The sequence below is a fragment of the Rhodococcus sp. BE178 genome (assembly GCF_050433545.1).
In the GTDB taxonomy this organism is placed as follows: Bacteria; Actinomycetota; Actinomycetes; order Mycobacteriales; family Mycobacteriaceae; genus Prescottella.
Genome location: NZ_JBNPXA010000018.1, coordinates 105,235 through 121,389, shown reverse-complemented (window position 1 = coordinate 121,389; position 16,155 = coordinate 105,235). Strand labels below are relative to the sequence as shown.

Here is a 16,155-nt window from a genome sequence, read left to right as displayed (position 1 = left end):
CGCCCCTATCGGCCGCAGACCAACGGCAAGGTTGAACGGTTCAACCGCACCCTCGCCGCAGAATGGGCCTACGTTGACACCTACACCTCCGAAGCGGCTCGCGCAGCGACCTACCAGCAGTGGATGCATCACTACAATCACCACCGACCCCACACCGGGATCGGCGGCAAGTCACCCATCGACCGCGTCGGCGTCCACAACGTCCCCGGGAACTACACCTAGGGCGCGACGTACGGCAAACGGCCGCGCACCCGATAGCCGCCGCCCGGGACCGGGCCCGCGACGAGCTTGCCGCCGTGCAGCTTGGCGCGTTCGGTCATGCCGATGACGCCCTGCCCGCCCGGGGACGCGTCGATCAGGGCCGCCGCGCCGCCACGGCCGTCGTCGTCGACGACGAGTTCGAGTTCGTCGCCACCCCAGTTCACCTCGACGCGCGCCACCGCCCCCGGCCCGGCGTGCTTGAGGACGTTGGTGAGGGACTCCTGGACGATGCGGTAGGCCGTCAGACCCGTGCCGGTCGACAACTCGCGCGGCTCGCCCGTCACGTGCAGGTCGACGTCGAGTCCGCCACGCTGCAGCTCGGCGACCAATCCCCCGATGTCACCGGCGCCGGGCATGGCCGCGAACTCGCGGGGCCGATCCTCGCGCAGCACCGACAGCAGCGCCCGCATGTCGGTGAGCGCCTGCCGGCCCGTCGACGAGATGGTTTCGAGCGCATCGATCGCGGCCTGCGGATCCTGCGCGGCGCCGTAGCGGCCGCCGTCGGCCTGCGCGATGACGACGGTGAGCGAGTGCGCGACGATGTCGTGCATCTCGCGGGCGATGCGGGTGCGCTCGTTGACGGCCGCGAGTTCCGCCTCCTGGGCGCGTTCGAGTTCCAGCAGTCGCGCCCGCTCGGCGAGGCCCTCGAGTTCCTGGATGCGCACCCGCCGCAGGTCGCCGAACGCCCACACCGCGAGGACGAACACGATGAGGAACATCGCGGTGATCACGGCCTGTTCCCAGCCGCGTCCCTCGTACGCGAAGTACTCGGCCCCGGCCGCCGCGGCGCCCAGGATCGCGATCGCCAGCGCCGTGTAGCTGCTCCACCGCGGCGTGTACGCCGCGAACGCGTACAGCGCGACCGGCACCGCGAATGCGCTCGGCAGCAACGTGTCCGGGATCAGCACCAGGTGCGCGACCGCGAATGCCGCGACGACGAAGCCCGAGATCACGGTCCGCGACCGACGCCACGCCAGCGGCAGCGTCATCCCGAGGGTCACCGCGACGCTGACGGCGTTGCCGTCGATGAGCGCGTTCGGCAGGCACACCAACGTGAGGAGCACCGCCTCCACGCGGTCGATTCCGACCGCGTGGGCGGCGCTCCAGCGATACCAGCGCTCGCTCAGGGGGAACCGGGCCATGCCGTCAGCCTAGAACCCGGATCGAACCGGTCAGCCGAGCAGCTTGGCGCGCAGCGCCTCGTCCTTCTCCAGGACCATCTGCTCGAGACCGGCCTGGAAGGCGGCCATCCGCTGCTGCAGGGCCGGATCCGACGCACCGAGGATGCGTGCGGCCAGCAGGCCCGCGTTGCGCGCGCCGCCGATCGAGACGGTCGCGACCGGGACGCCCGCGGGCATCTGCACGATCGACAGCAGCGAATCCATGCCGTCGAGGTACTTCAGCGGGACGGGCACGCCGATCACCGGCAGCGGGGTGGCCGACGCGACCATGCCCGGCAGGTGCGCGGCACCGCCGGCGCCCGCGATGATGACTTTGAGTCCCCGAGCTGCGGCGTCGCGGGCGTAGTCGAGCATGCGCTGCGGCGTGCGGTGCGCGGACACGACACCCACCTCGAACCGGACACCGAACTCGGCAAGCGCCTCGGCGGCGGCCTCCATCGTCGGCCAGTCCGAGTCGCTGCCCATGATCAGCCCGACTGCGGGCCCGTTCGATTCAGTCACTTCGTGTCGCTCCCGTGCTCGTTCCGAACAGTGTCATTCCCGCCCATGTTCATCCCACCCGTCAGTCCATTCGGCGTGCGACAGCCAGTGCGCCGCCCGCTGCGCGCGCTCGCGCACGGCCGCCACGTACTGCGGGTCGTCCGGCGAACCGTCGGCCCCGCCGAGCACGTTGACGTGCCCGATCTTGCGGTCCTTGCGCTCACCCTTGCCGTACAGGTGCACCTTCGCGTCGGGCATCCGTGCGAACAGGTGGTGCAGACGCTCGTCCATGCTCATGACGGGCGCAGTCGGTGCCCCCAAGACGTTCGCCATAACCGTGACCGGGGCGAGGGGCGACGTGTCACCGAGCGGGTAGTCGAGGACCGCGCGCAGGTGCTGCTCGAACTGCGACGTCCGCGCACCGTCCTGGGTCCAGTGACCCGAGTTGTGGGGGCGCATCGCAAGCTCGTTCACGACGAGCCGGCCGTCGGTGGTCTCGAACAGCTCCACCGCCATCGATCCGACGACACCCAGCTCGGCAGCGATCCGCAGCGCGAGCTGCTCGGCCTCGGACGCTCGCTCGCCCGACAGCTGGGGCGCGGGCGCGAGGACGACAGCGCACTGTCCGTTCAACTGCACCGTCTCGACGACGGGCCACGACGCGCCCTGCCCGAACGGCGAACGCGCGACCATCGCGGACAGCTCACGGGTGAAGTCGACGGCCTGCTCGACCATGAGCTCGACGCCCTTGTCGAGCTGCTCGGTGACGATGGCCTCGGCCTCGTCGGAGTCGTCGGTGATCCAGACGCCACGGCCGTCGTAGCCGCCGCGCACAGCCTTGAGGACGATGGGCCAGCCGTGCTCGGCACCGAAGCGGACCACGTCCTCGGCCCAGGTGACCGCGGCGAAGGCCGGGACCGGGGCGCCCATCTCGCTGAGCTTGCGACGCATCGCCAACTTGTCCTGCGCATACACGAGCGCCTGCGGCGGCGGCTGCACGTTGACGCCCTCGGCCACCAGCACGTCGAGGTGCTCGGTGGGGACGTGCTCGTGGTCGAACGTCAGCGCGTTCGAGCCGAGCGCTGCCTTACGCAGAGCCGCGAGGTCGGTGTGGCTGCCCAGGACGACGTCGGGGCTGACCTGAGCGGCGGGCTCGTCGATGCTGCCCGCGAGCACCCGCAGCGTCTGTCCCAGCTCGATCGCGGCCTGGTGGGTCATGCGCGCGAGCTGGCCACCACCGATCATCGTCACCACGGGCATACCGCTGGGGAGATCGCGAGGAGGCGCGGGGCGAGGTTCGGAATCAGATTTGCCGGTCACGACACACCATGGTGTCACGTTCACCTCGGACCGGTTCTTCCGAGGTCATCGACGGTGTCAACCTGTGAAGAACCTGATAATGGACGATCCGCTGCATCGATCGAGATCCCGGGTTCGTAGAATACGATGTTGTGTCTTTCGTCGACGCGGCGATGAGCCGAGTTCCACAGCCGTTCAGAGCCATCGTTCTTCGCCACCACGAATTGATCAAGTTCGCAATCGTCGGCGGCACGACCATGGTGGTCGACCTCGCCATCTTCTACTCCCTGAGCCTCACGATCCTCGAGCAGAAGCCCGTGGTCGCGAAGGTCCTCTCCGGCGTGGTCGCGACCATCCTGAGCTACGTCCTCAACCGCGAGTGGTCGTTCAAGCATCGCGGCGGGCGCGAGCGCCATCACGAGGCGCTGCTCTTCTTCACGATCAGCGGCATCGGTGTCCTCATCGCGGCGGCACCGCTGTGGATCGCGAACAACGTCTTCGACATCCGGACGTCCATGAGTTTCGGTGCGCTGGTGGTGGTCGACTTCGTGCTGAACTACATCATCGGCAACCTGCTCCAGATGGTGTTCCGGTTCTGGTCGTTCCGGCGGTGGGTGTTCCCCGAGGACAACACAGTGAACACAGTGACCACAGTGAACACAGTGACCACAGCGAACGCCGCGATCGCGGCGACGACCGAGCACGAGGCGATCGCGCAGCCGGAGCCGATCGAACTCGCAGGCGAGGACCCCGCCCGCCCCTAGCGCGGTTCGTGGATCCCGACCACCCGGGTCGGCGCATCGTCCTTGACCGGGGCGAGGAACACCGCGAACAGGGCGGGCCGTCGGCGCTGCAGTTCCAGGCGGCCGCCGTCCGCCTCCACGAGGGCCCGCGCCAGCGCCAGTCCGACGCCGGTGGACCCGGCACCCGAGAAGCCCCGGTCGAAGATGTGCGGCGCCAGCTCGTCGCTCACGCCCTCCCCCTCGTCCGACACCTCGACGCACACCCGCGAGTCCTTGCCGGCTTCGCGGCCCACCGGGCCGGACACCAGACGCACCGACACCGTGCAGGTGCCTGCGCCGTGCTGGAGGGCGTTGTCGATCAGCACGGACACCGCCTCCCGGAGGCGCGATCCGGTCGCCGACGACGTCAACCGCGGCTCGCCGCGCAACCGCAGCACCCGGCCCGCGTCCTTGAACGGCCCCTGCCAGTCGGCGACGACGCTCGCGAGCTCCCCCACCACCGACACCGGCTCCCGGTCCGCGGCACCGCTGGCCCGCGAGGACCGCACGAGATCGTCCACCGCGACGGTGAGCCGGTCGACCTGCGCCATCGCTTCCTCGGCCTCGTGGACCACCGCCGGGTCGGGGTGCCCGGACAGCTCGTCGAGCCGCAGTCGCACGGCGGTGAGGCGGCTGCGCAACTGGTGGGAGACGTCGCCGACGAGCGCGTGCTCGCGCTGCAGGCGCCCGGCGATCTCGACCGTCGCCGAGTCGAGCACGTCGGACACGCGGTCCAGTTCGGGGATCCCGTGACGCCGGGAGTCGGGCCGGAAGTCGCCCTCCGCGAGCCGGGCGGCGCGGTCGGCGACGTCCTTGAGCGGATCGGCGAGACGTTTCGCGGTCACGACGGCCACGCCCGCTCCGGCGCCGATCGACGCGAGCACCAGCAGGGTCACCGCACCGACCGCCTGACGCTGCAGGGTCCGCATCCGATCCGACGGCACCTCGAGGCGCAGCGACCCGGACGTCCCCATCGAGAGGGATTCGACGAGCGGTGACGGCACCGATTCCGCGCCGATGTCGAGTCGCGACGCCCCCTCCTCCGGTGTCGGGTATACGACCACGAGTTTGCCGCCCTCCGGCACGACCAGCCGCAGCCCCGTCGTGTCGAGTCCGCCTTCGACGACGCCGGAGGCACCCTCCTGCACGATGATCTCGGCGGCCATTCGGTCGAGCCGACCCTGCAGGTCGCTGCGAGTGAAGTCCTCCACCCACAGCCACGCGGTATAGATCAGTGGAACACCGAGCAGCAGCCCCGTGAAGATGACGACGGCGAGGATCGATTGCAGGATTCTGCGGCGCACGGCGCGGGAAACCTAGTCGGTGTTGATGCGGAAGCCGACGCCACGCACGGTCGCGATCCGGCGATCGGCGCCCGCTCCCTCGTCACCGATCTTTCGGCGCAGCCAGGACATGTGCATGTCGAGTGTCTTCGATCCGCGCAGTTCGACGTCGCCCCACACCTCGCGCAGGATCGTGTCGCGCGAGACGACCTGACCGGCATGTTCGAGCAGCACACGCAGCAGCTCGTATTCCTTGTTGGCGAGCGCGACCTCGGACCCGTTGACGAGCACTCGCCGGGCCGCGGGCTCGAGGCGGATACCGGCCACCTCGACGGCCACGTCCTCCCCGCTGCCACTGCGGCGGAGCAGGGCCCGAACCCGTGCCATCAGCTCGGCGAGACGGAACGGTTTGCCGACGTAGTCGTCGGCGCCGGCGTCCAGACCGACCACGAAGTCCACCTCGTCGGTGCGCGCGGTCAGCATGAGCACGGCGAGATCGAGGCTGTGCGCACGCAGCTGGCGGCACACCTCGAGTCCGTCCATTCCGGGTAGACCGAGGTCGAGGATGAGGAGCTCGAAGTCACCGGTGAGCGCACGATCGAGCGCGGACGGCCCGGTCTGTTCGATCGTGACGGTGTAGCCCTCACGTCCGAGTGCACGCGACAGCGGCGCAGCGATGGCCTCGTCATCTTCGGCAAGTAGTACAGCGGTCACGACGACAGCCTACGGTCGGTTTAGCCGGCGCGGTTCCATTACCAGCCTTTCCGGAAATTCCGGCCGTCGTCTCCGGAGTCGTCCGGCGCCCGTCCCGGCCCCGGGTGACGGTCGTCCCGGTACTCGTCCCGATGCATGGACGTCGAATCGAATACCTGGTGGTACAGCCGCGAATGCACCTTCTGCACCTCCGGAATGTCGTCGAATTCGAGCGGATCGTCGGACGACGAGACGATGACGAGGGTTCCGGTCCGCAGCATTCGGTCGACCAGGCCGTGACGGAACTGCACGTTGCTGATTCGGTTCATCGGGATGTCGATTCCGGTGTGGGTCATCACGCCGTGCCGAATCATCACCCGGCGGTCGGTGACGATGAAGTGCGTCGAGTTCCACCGCAGCACCGGGACGAGAACGCGCCATCCGACGACGGCGAGCCACACCGCGGCGATCACGAGGAGCACCACGGTCACCGCGCCGCCACTCAGCTGCGACTGTGCGATCCCCGCCGCGAAGCCCGCGATCGCGGTGACCAGGATGAAGATCAGGGCCGGGGCGACGAGCATCTTCCAGTGCGGATGCCGGTGCAGCACCAGCTCCTCGTCCGCCGCCAGCGCGTCCTGCGGATAACCCATGCGAAGAGTGTGCCAGGTCGGGCGGGCCGACAGGACGTCCGACGGTTCACGGACTCCGGGGTTCCTCCGGTGGCGGCCGCTCGACCTCCCGGGCGCCCTTGATGAACACATCGGCCCAGCGCGTCGACGGGTCGATGTCGATGAAGAACGCCTTCACCAACAGCGACATCGGAATCGCCAGCAGCGCGCCGAGCGGGCCGAGCACCCACCCCCAGAACACGAGGGCGAGGAACGTGGTCGTCACCGACAGCCCGACGGCGTCGCCGACGAACTTGGGCTGGATCACCGATTGGATGACGACGTTGATGACGCTGTAGGCGATGATCACGATGATCGCGAGTTTCGGTCCGCCCTCGAGCAGACCGAGCAGTGCGGGCGGTATCAGTCCCAGCACGAACCCGATGTTCGGGATGTAGTTCGTGATGAACGACAGCAGGGCCCACAGGATGGGGAGCGGAATGCCGAGCCACCACAACGCGAGGCCGTCGATCACCGCGACGATCAACCCGAACACCGTCGACACGATGAGATAGCTGCGGGTTCCCGAAGCGAACGTTTCGATGGCATAAGCGATTTCGGGCCGGTACCGGGCGACGACGGCCAGCCGATCGTGCATCGACATACCGTCGAATGCCATGAACAGCAGCAGCGCGAGGATGAAGAACAGGTTCGAGAACACGCCCAGCAGGCCCGAGACGAGAGCCTCCGCGTAGCCGACCGCCTTACCGAAGTCGATGCCCGACAGCGCGTTCTGGATCTGGTCCGATCCGATGCCGTGCTGTTCCAACCGCTGCTCGACCTGGTCGAGCAGCTGCTGTGCGTCGTCGGAGTACTGCGGGAGGAGCGTCGCGAGCTGCGCGACCGAGATCGCGAGCGCTCCCACGAGACCGAGCAGGATCGCGTACACCGCGACCAGGGCGCCGAGCATCCCGATCCAGCGTGGCCAGCCCCGATGGCGCACCCACTCCTGAATGGGCTGGACGCCGACCGTCAGCATCAGTGCGAGGAACACCGGGCCCAGCACGCCGGAGAAGGCCTTCATCCCGGTCACGGCGACGACGCCGGCGGCGATGGCGAGGAGAACGATCAGGCCGCGTGGGATCGCCCAGTCCGAGCGGTTCGTCGGAGCGGGCGGTTGCCGATCGTTCCTGCGTGCCATCCGACCTCCGCTCGCGGCGAGGACCGGTTCGGTCCTGGCGGATCAGCTCGTACGTCGTGCGAGGAACGCCGCGGCGACCACGATGATGCCGTACAGGATCATCCAGACGCCGACGACGATCACGAAGACCCCGAGCGAGAGCTCGGGCTGGAGCAGCACGATTGCGCCGGCCACCACGCTGATGATGCCCAACACGATGCCCACCGCGCGGTTGCCTGGGACCTCCGACGCTCCGGCAACGATGTCGAGGACACCGCGGAACACCCACCATGCACCGATGACGAGCGCGATGATCACGAGCGTCTGCAGCGGACTGCGGAGAACGAGGAAGCCCAGCAGGACCGCGAGAGCACCCGACAGGCCGGTCAGGGTGCGCGCCGCGGTCGGGGCGCCGACCTCGGCGAAGGACCGCACGATCTGGATGATGCCGAACGCGAAGACCTGGATCGCGATGAGGACGGCCGCCACCACCAGGGTCGCGTCGGGCCAGACCAGCATCGCAATTCCGAGGCCGAGCGTGAGCAGACCGAATACGACGGTCAGTCCGGTGAGAAACCGCCGAGCAGTTTCAAATTGCCCGGAATCACCGACCCAGACTTCGTCCGATCCCGCCGACATGCCTTGTTGACCATTCATCGTTTTCCCTCCGCGTCACGCGAATCGTGGATGAGCGTCAAAGTAGCAGCAATTCACACGATTGCCAGCGATGAACGACTTTGTGGTTCCGACTGCGATTCTGCGCGGTTTCACCCGCAGCGGGTGAGGTTCCCCGCAGAATTCGGTACGACACTCCTGCTGATGGAGTGGCTTCTCCAGCGATGTCTTCTCGACCGATCGAAAGGGGAACTGCGATGACGGATCGCACACCGACGACCCACAGTTCGGGCGGCGCCAAACAGGGATTCGCTGCGGGAGCGTCGATCGCCGCCGCGATCATTCTCATGACAGTCGGAATCCTGCAGATCTTCCAGGGAATCTCTGCACTCGCGGACGACAACTTCTTCGTCGTCGGCCCCGAGTACGTCTATCAGTTCGACCTCACCACGTGGGGTTGGATCCACCTGATCCTCGGCATCGTCGTGGTCCTCGTCGGACTGGGACTGCTGACCGGTGCGACGTGGTCGAGGGTGACCGCCATCATCATCGCGGCACTGTCGATCATCGCGAATTTCCTGTGGATCCCGTGGTACCCGATGTGGTCGATCCTGATCATCGCGCTCGACATCGTGGTGATCTGGGCCGTGTCCACGTGGGACACCGAGCGCGCCTGACGCTCACACCGATCGCAGATGGGTGATGTCGCCGGCCGACACCGCGACCGGCGACTCACCGTCTGCCTCGATCACGATTCGTCCTTCGACGTCGACGTCGGTCGCGATCCCGACCAGTTCCCGATCGCCGGGAAGCTCGGCGCGCACCAGCCGTCCGAGCGTTCCGCACCGCTGCCGGTACGCCGCCGCGAGGTCCTCCACTCGCCACCCGACGGACTGCCACTCCCGCCAGCGTCGCGCCAACTCCCGGAGCACCGCCCGCACCAGGATGTCGCGGTCGGTGACGGCAGCCTCCTCCAGCAGCAGCGAGGTCGCGGTCGGCACCGGCAACTCGTCCTCGGTCAGACTCACGTTCAACCCGATCCCGATGACCACCGTCGGCACCGGTGCCGTGGCGGCAACTTCCGCGAGAATGCCGGCAACCTTCTTCCCGCCGATGAGAACGTCGTTGGGCCACTTGAGTTCCGCATCGACCTCCGCGATGGTGCGCAACGTGTCGACCACCGCGATCCCGGAGAGCAGCGGAAGCCATCCGATGTCGGAGAGGTCCATGCCCGGCATGTCGAGCACCGCCGACACGGTGATCAGCGCCCGGGGTGCGCTCACCCACGGTCGCGAGTGCCGGCCCCGGCCGCCCGACTGGTACTCCGCGACGAGAACGCTGCGTGCGTAGTGGGCGTCCCGCGGCCGGGCCAGCAGATCGGCGTTGGTGGAACCGGTCTCGGCCACCACGTCGACCCGCGCCCAGAACGCATCCGGGTCACCCCCGGCGTCACGAACGAGCGCGCGCCGAAGCGCGTCGGCGTTCAGCGGGGGTCGGGTGAGATCGGTCCACATGTCTCCAGCCATTCGACCAGCCTAGAATGCGCCCGGGGACACGGTTGGAATGTGACTCGTCAGTAGCTTAGGTTGAATAATTCAACGCAACCAGACCTCACTCGACGGAGGCCTCGGAGACCTGGTTAAGCTCACATCCCATGACCAGTGTGCAGGAGCCAGCCGCGGCGGAGGCGGCGAATACCCCGGATATTCACACGACGGCGGGAAAGCTCGCTGACCTGCGGAACCGCCAGGCGCAGGCAATGCAGCCGATGGGTGAGGCCGCAGTCGAGAAGGTCCATGCGAAGGGCAAGCTGACGGCGCGCGAGCGCATCACCGCGCTCCTGGACGAGGGCTCGTTCGTCGAGCTCGACGCCCTGGCCCGCCACCGCAGCACCAACTTCGGCCTCGCCGACAACCGCCCCGTCGGCGACGGCGTCGTCACGGGCTACGGCACCATCGACGGCCGCGACGTCTGCGTCTTCAGCCAGGACGCCACCGTGTTCGGCGGCAGCCTCGGCGAGATCTACGGTGAGAAGATCGTCAAGGTCATGGACCTCGCGATCAGGACCGGCCGCCCGTTGATCGGCATCAACGAGGGCGCCGGCGCGCGTATCCAGGAGGGCGTCGTCTCGCTCGGCCTGTACGGCGAGATCTTCCACCGCAATGTCCAGGCGTCCGGCGTCATCCCGCAGATCTCCCTGATCATGGGCCCGGCGGCCGGCGGCCACGTCTACTCCCCCGCGCTGACCGACTTCGTGGTGATGGTCGACGAGACCAGCCAGATGTTCGTCACCGGCCCCGACGTCATCAAGACCGTGACCGGTGAGGACGTCACCATGGAGGACCTGGGCGGCGCCCGGACCCACATGGTCAAGTCCGGTGTCGCGCACTACGTCGCCTCCGGCGAGCAGGACGCCCTCGACTACGTCAAGGACCTGCTGTCCTACCTGCCGAGCAACAATCAGGCCGCGACCCCGCGCCTGGCACCGTCCGACCCGATCGACGGCTCCATCGAGGACTCGCTCACCCCCGAGGACCTCGAGCTGGACACGATCATCCCGGACTCGGCGAACCAGCCGTACGACATGCACGAGGTCATCCGTCGCCTGCTCGACGACGACGAGTTCCTCGAGGTGCAGGCCGAGCGCGCCGCGAACGTCATCGTCGGCTTCGGTCGCGTCGACGGCCGCAGCGTCGGCATCGTCGCCAACCAGCCCATGCAGTTCGCGGGCTGCCTGGACATCGACGCATCCGAGAAGGCCGCGCGCTTCGTCCGTACCTGCGACGCGTTCAACGTCCCGATCATCACCCTGGTCGACGTCCCGGGCTTCCTGCCCGGCACCGAGCAGGAGTACAACGGCATCATCCGCCGCGGCGCGAAGCTGCTGTACGCGTACGGTGAGGCCACGGTCGGCAAGATCACCGTCATCACCCGCAAGGCGTACGGCGGCGCGTACGACGTCATGGGCTCCAAGCACATGGGCGCAGACGTCAACCTGGCGTGGCCGACCGCACAGATCGCGGTCATGGGCGCGTCCGGCGCCGTCGGCTTCGTCTACCGCAAGCAGCTGCTCGAGGCCGCCAAGAACGGTGAGGACGTCGACGCACTGCGCCTGAAGCTGCAGGCCGAGTACGAGGACACCCTGGTGAACCCGTACGTCGCGGCCGAGCGCGGCTACGTCGACGCGGTCATTCCTCCGTCGCACACCCGCGGACAGATCGTCTCCGCTCTGCGCCTGCTGGAGCGCAAGATGGTTTCACTTCCGCCCAAGAAGCATGGGAACATCCCCCTATGACAGCGACCACCCGGGAAGAAGTACTCGCCGACGCCGAGCTGCTGGACGCGTCCTCGCTCGAAGGAGCCGCGTTGGCTGAAGCTGTCGCAGGTCTGGAGCCCGACGTCGCAGCGGGGTCGCAGGGTCCCGTGATCACGATCGTCAAGGGCAACCCGACGGATCAGGACATCGCGGCACTCGTCGCGGTCCTGTCCGCGGCAGCTGCTTCGGCCGGCGACGCCGTGTCCGATCAGCGGCCGCCCGAGACGTGGGGTGCACCGACCCGCATGCACCGGGTTCGCGCGCCGTTCTCGCCGTACTCGTTCGGCAACCCGGTCGCGCCGCGTCCGTTCTGATCGAACGGCTCACGCAGTGACCCATCTGGTTCTCGCCTCGGCGTCCCCGGCACGGCTGTCCGTGCTGCGGGGCGCCGGGGTCGAGCCGACCGTCCGAGTGTCCGGTGTGGACGAGGACGCCATCATCGACCGTCTGGGCCCGTCCGCGGCTCCCGAACTGGTCGTCACCACGCTCGCCGAGGCCAAGGCCCGCGACGTGATTCCCGCCCTGGTCGCCGACGGCATCACCGATGCCGTCGTGATCGGGTGCGATTCCATGCTTCTCATCGACGGTGAACTGCAGGGCAAACCGCACACCGTCGACGTCGCGCGCCGACGCTGGCAGTCGATGGCGGGCCGCAGCGCAACCCTGTTGACCGGGCACAGCGTCCTGCGGATCGCCGACGGCGCGATCATCGCCGACGCGGCCGATCACAGTGGCACCGTCGTGCACTTCGCGAACCCGTCGGCCGAGGATCTCGAGGCGTATCTCGCGACCGGTGAACCTCTGACGGTGGCCGGCGCCTTCACCCTCGACAGTCTCGGCGGCTGGTTCGTCGAACGACTCGAGGGCGATCCGTCGAGCGTCATCGGGATCGGCCTGCCGCTGGTCCGGCGACTCCTGTCCGACGTCGGCGTCTCGATCGCCGAACTGTGGGCTGCGAACGCGCTGGTGCGCTAGCCCCAGCTCATTTCCACCCTCGCTGCAGGGACCCTGCCATCGCCCGCGCCTTCGCCTTGGCCCGCTCGGCGTCCGGCCCCGCGAACTGCTCGTCCACCGCTGCGCACCACAACTCCAGCCAGCGCTCCATCCGTTCGCCCGCGAGCCCGTGCTGACGGTTCAAAGCCTCGTGCACGGCAGTGAAGCTGCCCTGGTAGCGCGTGGTGCGGAACAGGATCTGTTCCCAGAAGTCGCCGACCACGGGTAGGTGTTCGTCGAGTCCGACAACTGCGAGCGTCTCGAACGCGGGAGCGAGCACGGGGTCCACGAGTGCGCGCTGGTAGAACGCGCGCAACAGGCGATCGACGTCGGCACGGGTGGCCAGATCGCCAGAGGGGTCGGCGGGACTCGTCACGGGGCCCGACGGTACCCGTCGGTAGCGCCGAACCGGCCGGGGCGATATCGCCCACCCTGTGAATCGGGCCACCACCTAGAATTGGTGACGGACAACCCTCCACCCTCGTCAGCCTCAGGAGCCCACCCGTGCCCGTCGCGCCCGACCCCAATCCCGCGTTCGCTGCGTATACCCATCCGGAGCGACTCGTCTCGACCGAGTGGCTGTCCGTCAACCTGGGCGCCCCCGGTGTGAAGGTGGTGGAGTCGGACGAGGACGTCCTGCTGTACGACATCGGCCACATCCCCGGCGCGGTCAAGATCGACTGGCACCTGGACCTCAACGATCCGGTCACCCGCGACTACATCGACGGTGAGGCGTTCGCCGACCTGATGAGCCGCAAGGGCATCGAACGCGACGACACCGTGATCATCTACGGCGACAAGAGCAACTGGTGGGCGGCGTACGCGCTGTGGGTGTTCACGCTGTTCGGCCACGAGGACGTCCGCCTGCTCGACGGCGGCCGTGGCGCGTGGCTGTCGGAGAACCGGGACACCACGCTCGACGTGCCGATGCCGGCGCCCACGCAGTACCCGGTGGTCGAGCGCGACGACTCCTCGATCCGGGCGTTCAAGGACGACGTGCTCGCGCACCTCGGGGCGGGCCCGCTGGTCGACGTGCGGTCCCCGCAGGAGTACACGGGCGAGCGCACCCACATGCCGGACTACCCGGAGGAGGGTGCGCTGCGCGGCGGTCACATCCCGACCGCGATCTCGATCCCGTGGGCGCGGGCCGCGGCGCCGGACGGGCGTTTCCGCAGCCGCCCGGAGCTCGAGGAGATCTACGCCGATTTCTCGCACGACGACGACGTCGTCGCGTACTGCCGCATCGGTGAGCGGTCGAGCCACACGTGGTTCGTCCTCACCCACCTGCTCGGGTTCCCGAGCGTCCGCAACTACGACGGCTCGTGGACCGAGTGGGGCAACGTCGTGCGCGTGCCGATCGTCAAGGGTGACGAGCCGGGTGTCGTGCCGGGTTCGCCCGCGGAAGTGGCGTCGTGAGCCTGCCCGAGAGCCTCACCGAGATCGTCGACGACTTCGCGGCGGTCGACGGGCAGGACAAGCTGCAGTTGCTGCTCGAGTTCAGTCGCGAGCTGGCACCGCTGCCCGCCGAGCTCGAACAGGGCGCGATGGAGCCGGTGCCGGAGTGCCAGTCGCCGCTGTTCCTGTTCGTCGACAGCGCGGACAGGGAGAAGGTGCGGCTGTACTTCAGCGCTCCCGCCGAGGCCCCGACGACGCGGGGCTTCGCGTCGATCCTGCACCAGGGGCTCGACGGGCACAGCGCCGCAACGATTCTCGCGGTTCCCGACGACTTCTACTCGGATCTCGGCCTGGCCGACGCTGTCAGCCCCCTGCGGCTGCGCGGCATGAGCGCGATGCTCGCACGGATCAAGCGGCACCTCCGCAACTGATCGCGTGCACTTCGCGTAACACCTGACACATCACCCGAAACAGCAATGCACCGGGGAGCGACCCTCCCCGACAACCTCGACTGTGACGATCTTCACCGCCGCCACCGCGGCGGAACAAGAGACTGGATTCTCCACGATGGAATTCACCGAGCTCGCGGACTACGCGATCTCCGCCGGCATGCTCACCGAGTGGTTACCCGAAGCGGGACCCGGGTGGGTGGAGGACGGCCGTCCCGCCTCCTACATCCACGAGGCGCACCTGCGCCGGACCGCGGACAGCACCCACGACGACGGCCGCGAGTCCTGGCTCGGCACCGCCTTCCGCCTGCCCGAGCCGCTCGATCACGACGCCTTCCGCACCGCGGTCCGCGCATGGATCGCGCGGCACGAGCCGCTGCGGAGCCACGCGGAGCTGCTGTCCGACGGCCGGATCCGCAGGTACACGATCGACGCGGACCAGATCGATCTCAACGAGGTCCGTCACGAGTACGAGTTCGACGCCGACACGGTCTTCGAGCGCGTGCACGACCTGTTCGACGAGCTCACCTCGCCGCACCGCTGGCCTGCCTACCTGTTCGTCACGCTCGAGCACTCCGACCCCGAGCCGGGGTGCACGGTGTTCTTCGCCGCGGACCACTCGCTGATCGACGGACTGTCGGTGGTGCTGGTCGCGCACGAGATCAGCCGCCTGTACACCGAGGCGCTGACGGGCAGCCCGTCCGATCTGGTTCCCGCCGGCAGCTACATCGATTTCGGCGCCGAGGAGCGTGCCTCCGCTGCAACGATCGATCACCGGCACCCCGCCGTCGAGTGCTGGCGGACGGCGTTCGTGCGCAGCAAGGGCCGGCTGTCGGATTTCCCACTCGACTTGGGTCCGCGGCCGGAGAATCGGGTCGCGCAGCGCGCGGTCTCGGAGTGGGTGCTCGATGCCCGTCAAGCCGCGGCGTTCAACACGGTGTGCCACCGCGCCGGTCAGAACTTCTTCGCCGGCGTCCTTGCGTGCCTGGCGCAGGCCAGTACCGAACTGACCGGCAACACGGTGTTCCGGACCGTGACCCCGGTGCACACACGCAATGATCCGCACTGGGCGACGTCGCTCGGCTGGTTCGTGGGCCTGTCCCCCATCGAGTTCGACATCGCCGGCGCCGAGGACTTCGCGGAGTCCGCCGCGCGTGCTGCTGCCGCGGTGTCGCTGACGAAGTCGGCGGCGAAGGTGCCCTTCGCCCGCGTGGAGGAGATCCTCGCGACGCCGATCCGGCCCCGATTCGTCGTGTCGTACATGGATGTCCGCTTCGTCCCGATGGCGCAGCAGTGGCCCGAGGTGCAGGCCCGGGCTCTGCGCAGCCGCCACTACACACACGACGTGTACGTCTGGGTGAATCGAACGCCCCACGGCGTCAACGTGTCCGCCCGGTTTCCGGGAACGCCGGCCGCCACAGAAGCGGTCATGCTCTTCCTGGCGCGGGCCCGGCGGGCCCTGCTGGAGGTGGTTCCGACCGAGGAACCGGCTCGCACCGTCGCACCGGCGGTCGCCGCGGGTATCCACACCACTACTGGTCAGTAGGGTTGCGGCGACGACCACAGCCCTTAATGTGTAAGCGCTATCCGGTTACATCGTCTATCGGATTGGTGCCT

Annotated in this window: 19 protein-coding genes; 9 read left to right on the top strand and 10 right to left on the bottom strand. The window is 68.3% G+C overall.

Annotation, left to right across the window (positions count from 1 at the left end):
• On the top strand, positions 1-222 hold a 222-nt coding region (locus J2X34_RS24995; protein ID WP_429520022.1), incomplete at its 5' end, for an integrase core domain-containing protein.
• Here the strand turns inward: J2X34_RS24995 and J2X34_RS24990 are convergent.
• The 3 genes from J2X34_RS24990 to J2X34_RS24980 form a co-directional block, all read right to left on the bottom strand.
• Complete coding sequence (locus J2X34_RS24990; RefSeq protein WP_114721893.1) at positions 219-1,403, bottom strand: sensor histidine kinase; 1,185 nt, start codon at positions 1,401-1,403, stop codon at positions 219-221. The genes J2X34_RS24995 and J2X34_RS24990 overlap by 4 nt on opposite strands.
• A gap of 30 nt (positions 1,404-1,433) precedes the next feature.
• Positions 1,434-1,907, bottom strand: coding sequence for a 5-(carboxyamino)imidazole ribonucleotide mutase (purE, locus tag J2X34_RS24985; RefSeq protein WP_114721892.1), 474 nt, complete (start codon positions 1,905-1,907; stop codon positions 1,434-1,436).
• A gap of 69 nt (positions 1,908-1,976) precedes the next feature.
• Positions 1,977-3,242, bottom strand: a complete 1,266-nt coding sequence (locus J2X34_RS24980; RefSeq protein ID WP_114721891.1) for a 5-(carboxyamino)imidazole ribonucleotide synthase — start codon at positions 3,240-3,242, stop codon at positions 1,977-1,979.
• A 131-nt stretch (positions 3,243-3,373) separates the two neighbouring features.
• Between J2X34_RS24980 and J2X34_RS24975 the strand changes: the two genes are divergently transcribed.
• Positions 3,374-3,985, top strand: a complete 612-nt coding sequence (locus J2X34_RS24975) for a GtrA family protein (protein WP_429520021.1) — start codon at positions 3,374-3,376, stop codon at positions 3,983-3,985.
• Here J2X34_RS24975 and J2X34_RS24970 read toward each other — a convergent pair.
• Genes J2X34_RS24970 through J2X34_RS24950 form a run of 5 tightly spaced genes read right to left on the bottom strand, consistent with a single transcriptional unit; the run spans position 3,982 to position 8,409 of the window.
• On the bottom strand, positions 3,982-5,307 hold the full coding sequence (locus tag J2X34_RS24970; RefSeq protein ID WP_114721889.1) for a sensor histidine kinase: 1,326 nt from the start codon (positions 5,305-5,307) through the stop codon (positions 3,982-3,984). The two genes, J2X34_RS24975 and J2X34_RS24970, sit on opposite strands and share 4 nt — an antisense overlap.
• 12 nt (positions 5,308-5,319) lie before the next feature.
• Positions 5,320-6,000 (bottom strand): response regulator transcription factor, encoded by a 681-nt coding sequence (locus tag J2X34_RS24965; RefSeq protein ID WP_114721888.1) that lies wholly within the window; start codon positions 5,998-6,000, stop codon positions 5,320-5,322.
• A gap of 38 nt (positions 6,001-6,038) precedes the next feature.
• On the bottom strand, positions 6,039-6,632 hold the full coding sequence (locus tag J2X34_RS24960; protein WP_114721887.1) for a PH domain-containing protein: 594 nt from the start codon (positions 6,630-6,632) through the stop codon (positions 6,039-6,041).
• A gap of 46 nt (positions 6,633-6,678) precedes the next feature.
• Positions 6,679-7,791, bottom strand: coding sequence for an AI-2E family transporter (locus tag J2X34_RS24955; protein WP_429520020.1), 1,113 nt, complete (start codon positions 7,789-7,791; stop codon positions 6,679-6,681).
• A 42-nt stretch (positions 7,792-7,833) separates the two neighbouring features.
• Positions 7,834-8,409, bottom strand: coding sequence for an HdeD family acid-resistance protein (locus tag J2X34_RS24950; protein WP_174914886.1), 576 nt, complete (start codon positions 8,407-8,409; stop codon positions 7,834-7,836).
• 233 nt (positions 8,410-8,642) lie between these two features.
• Here J2X34_RS24950 and J2X34_RS24945 point away from each other — a divergent pair, with 233 nt between their 5' ends.
• Positions 8,643-9,062, top strand: a complete 420-nt coding sequence (locus tag J2X34_RS24945) for a DUF7144 family membrane protein (protein WP_114721884.1) — start codon at positions 8,643-8,645, stop codon at positions 9,060-9,062.
• A gap of 3 nt (positions 9,063-9,065) precedes the next feature.
• Here J2X34_RS24945 and J2X34_RS24940 read toward each other — a convergent pair whose 3' ends face one another.
• Entirely contained in the window at positions 9,066-9,899 is an 834-nt protein-coding gene (locus J2X34_RS24940; RefSeq protein WP_429520026.1) for a biotin--[acetyl-CoA-carboxylase] ligase, read from the bottom strand.
• Between the two features lie 140 nt (positions 9,900-10,039).
• Here J2X34_RS24940 and J2X34_RS24935 point away from each other — a divergent pair, with 140 nt between their 5' ends.
• The 3 genes from J2X34_RS24935 to J2X34_RS24925 are packed head-to-tail and all read left to right on the top strand — an operon-like array spanning position 10,040 to position 12,676.
• A complete protein-coding gene (locus tag J2X34_RS24935; RefSeq protein WP_114721882.1) occupies positions 10,040-11,680 on the top strand; it encodes an acyl-CoA carboxylase subunit beta in 1,641 nt (546 codons plus the stop codon).
• Entirely contained in the window at positions 11,677-12,015 is a 339-nt protein-coding gene (locus tag J2X34_RS24930) for an acyl-CoA carboxylase subunit epsilon (RefSeq protein ID WP_174912020.1), read from the top strand. The genes J2X34_RS24935 and J2X34_RS24930 overlap by 4 nt, the downstream gene beginning before the upstream one ends.
• Before the next feature lie 16 nt (positions 12,016-12,031).
• Positions 12,032-12,676, top strand: a complete 645-nt coding sequence (locus J2X34_RS24925; protein WP_174912023.1) for a Maf family protein — start codon at positions 12,032-12,034, stop codon at positions 12,674-12,676.
• A gap of 7 nt (positions 12,677-12,683) precedes the next feature.
• On the opposite strand, the gene J2X34_RS24920 is transcribed toward J2X34_RS24925, so the two are convergent.
• Positions 12,684-13,070, bottom strand: coding sequence for a group III truncated hemoglobin (locus tag J2X34_RS24920; RefSeq protein WP_174912026.1), 387 nt, complete (start codon positions 13,068-13,070; stop codon positions 12,684-12,686).
• A 128-nt stretch (positions 13,071-13,198) separates the two neighbouring features.
• On the opposite strand from J2X34_RS24920, the gene J2X34_RS24915 reads away from it, so the two are divergent.
• From J2X34_RS24915 to J2X34_RS24905, 3 genes are all read left to right on the top strand, one after another.
• Complete coding sequence (locus J2X34_RS24915) at positions 13,199-14,110, top strand: sulfurtransferase (RefSeq protein ID WP_114721878.1); 912 nt, start codon at positions 13,199-13,201, stop codon at positions 14,108-14,110.
• Positions 14,107-14,520: a SufE family protein gene (locus J2X34_RS24910; RefSeq protein ID WP_174912029.1), complete on the top strand. Its 414-nt coding sequence runs from the start codon at positions 14,107-14,109 to the stop codon at positions 14,518-14,520. Before J2X34_RS24915 ends, J2X34_RS24910 begins: the two co-directional genes overlap by 4 nt.
• Before the next feature lie 136 nt (positions 14,521-14,656).
• Positions 14,657-16,084, top strand: coding sequence for a condensation domain-containing protein (locus tag J2X34_RS24905; RefSeq protein WP_429520025.1), 1,428 nt, complete (start codon positions 14,657-14,659; stop codon positions 16,082-16,084).
• The last annotated feature ends 71 nt before the right edge of the window (positions 16,085-16,155 follow it).

Excerpts from the sequence above, each read along its gene's own strand:
- J2X34_RS24990 (WP_114721893.1), bottom strand. The coding sequence starts at position 1,403 with ATGGCCCGGTTCCCCCTGAGCGAGCGCTGGTATCGCTGGAGCGCCGCC.
- purE (WP_114721892.1), bottom strand. The coding sequence starts at position 1,907 with ATGGGCAGCGACTCGGACTGGCCGACGATGGAGGCCGCCGCCGAGGCG.
- J2X34_RS24960 (WP_114721887.1), bottom strand. The coding sequence starts at position 6,632 with ATGGGTTATCCGCAGGACGCGCTGGCGGCGGACGAGGAGCTGGTGCTG.
- J2X34_RS24955 (WP_429520020.1), bottom strand. The coding sequence starts at position 7,791 with ATGGCACGCAGGAACGATCGGCAACCGCCCGCTCCGACGAACCGCTCG.
- J2X34_RS24950 (WP_174914886.1), bottom strand. The coding sequence starts at position 8,409 with ATGTCGGCGGGATCGGACGAAGTCTGGGTCGGTGATTCCGGGCAATTT.
- J2X34_RS24945 (WP_114721884.1), top strand. The coding sequence starts at position 8,643 with ATGACGGATCGCACACCGACGACCCACAGTTCGGGCGGCGCCAAACAG.
- J2X34_RS24940 (WP_429520026.1), bottom strand. The coding sequence starts at position 9,899 with ATGTGGACCGATCTCACCCGACCCCCGCTGAACGCCGACGCGCTTCGG.
- J2X34_RS24935 (WP_114721882.1), top strand. The coding sequence starts at position 10,040 with ATGACCAGTGTGCAGGAGCCAGCCGCGGCGGAGGCGGCGAATACCCCG.
- J2X34_RS24930 (WP_174912020.1), top strand. The coding sequence starts at position 11,677 with ATGACAGCGACCACCCGGGAAGAAGTACTCGCCGACGCCGAGCTGCTG.
- J2X34_RS24905 (WP_429520025.1), top strand. The coding sequence starts at position 14,657 with ATGGAATTCACCGAGCTCGCGGACTACGCGATCTCCGCCGGCATGCTC.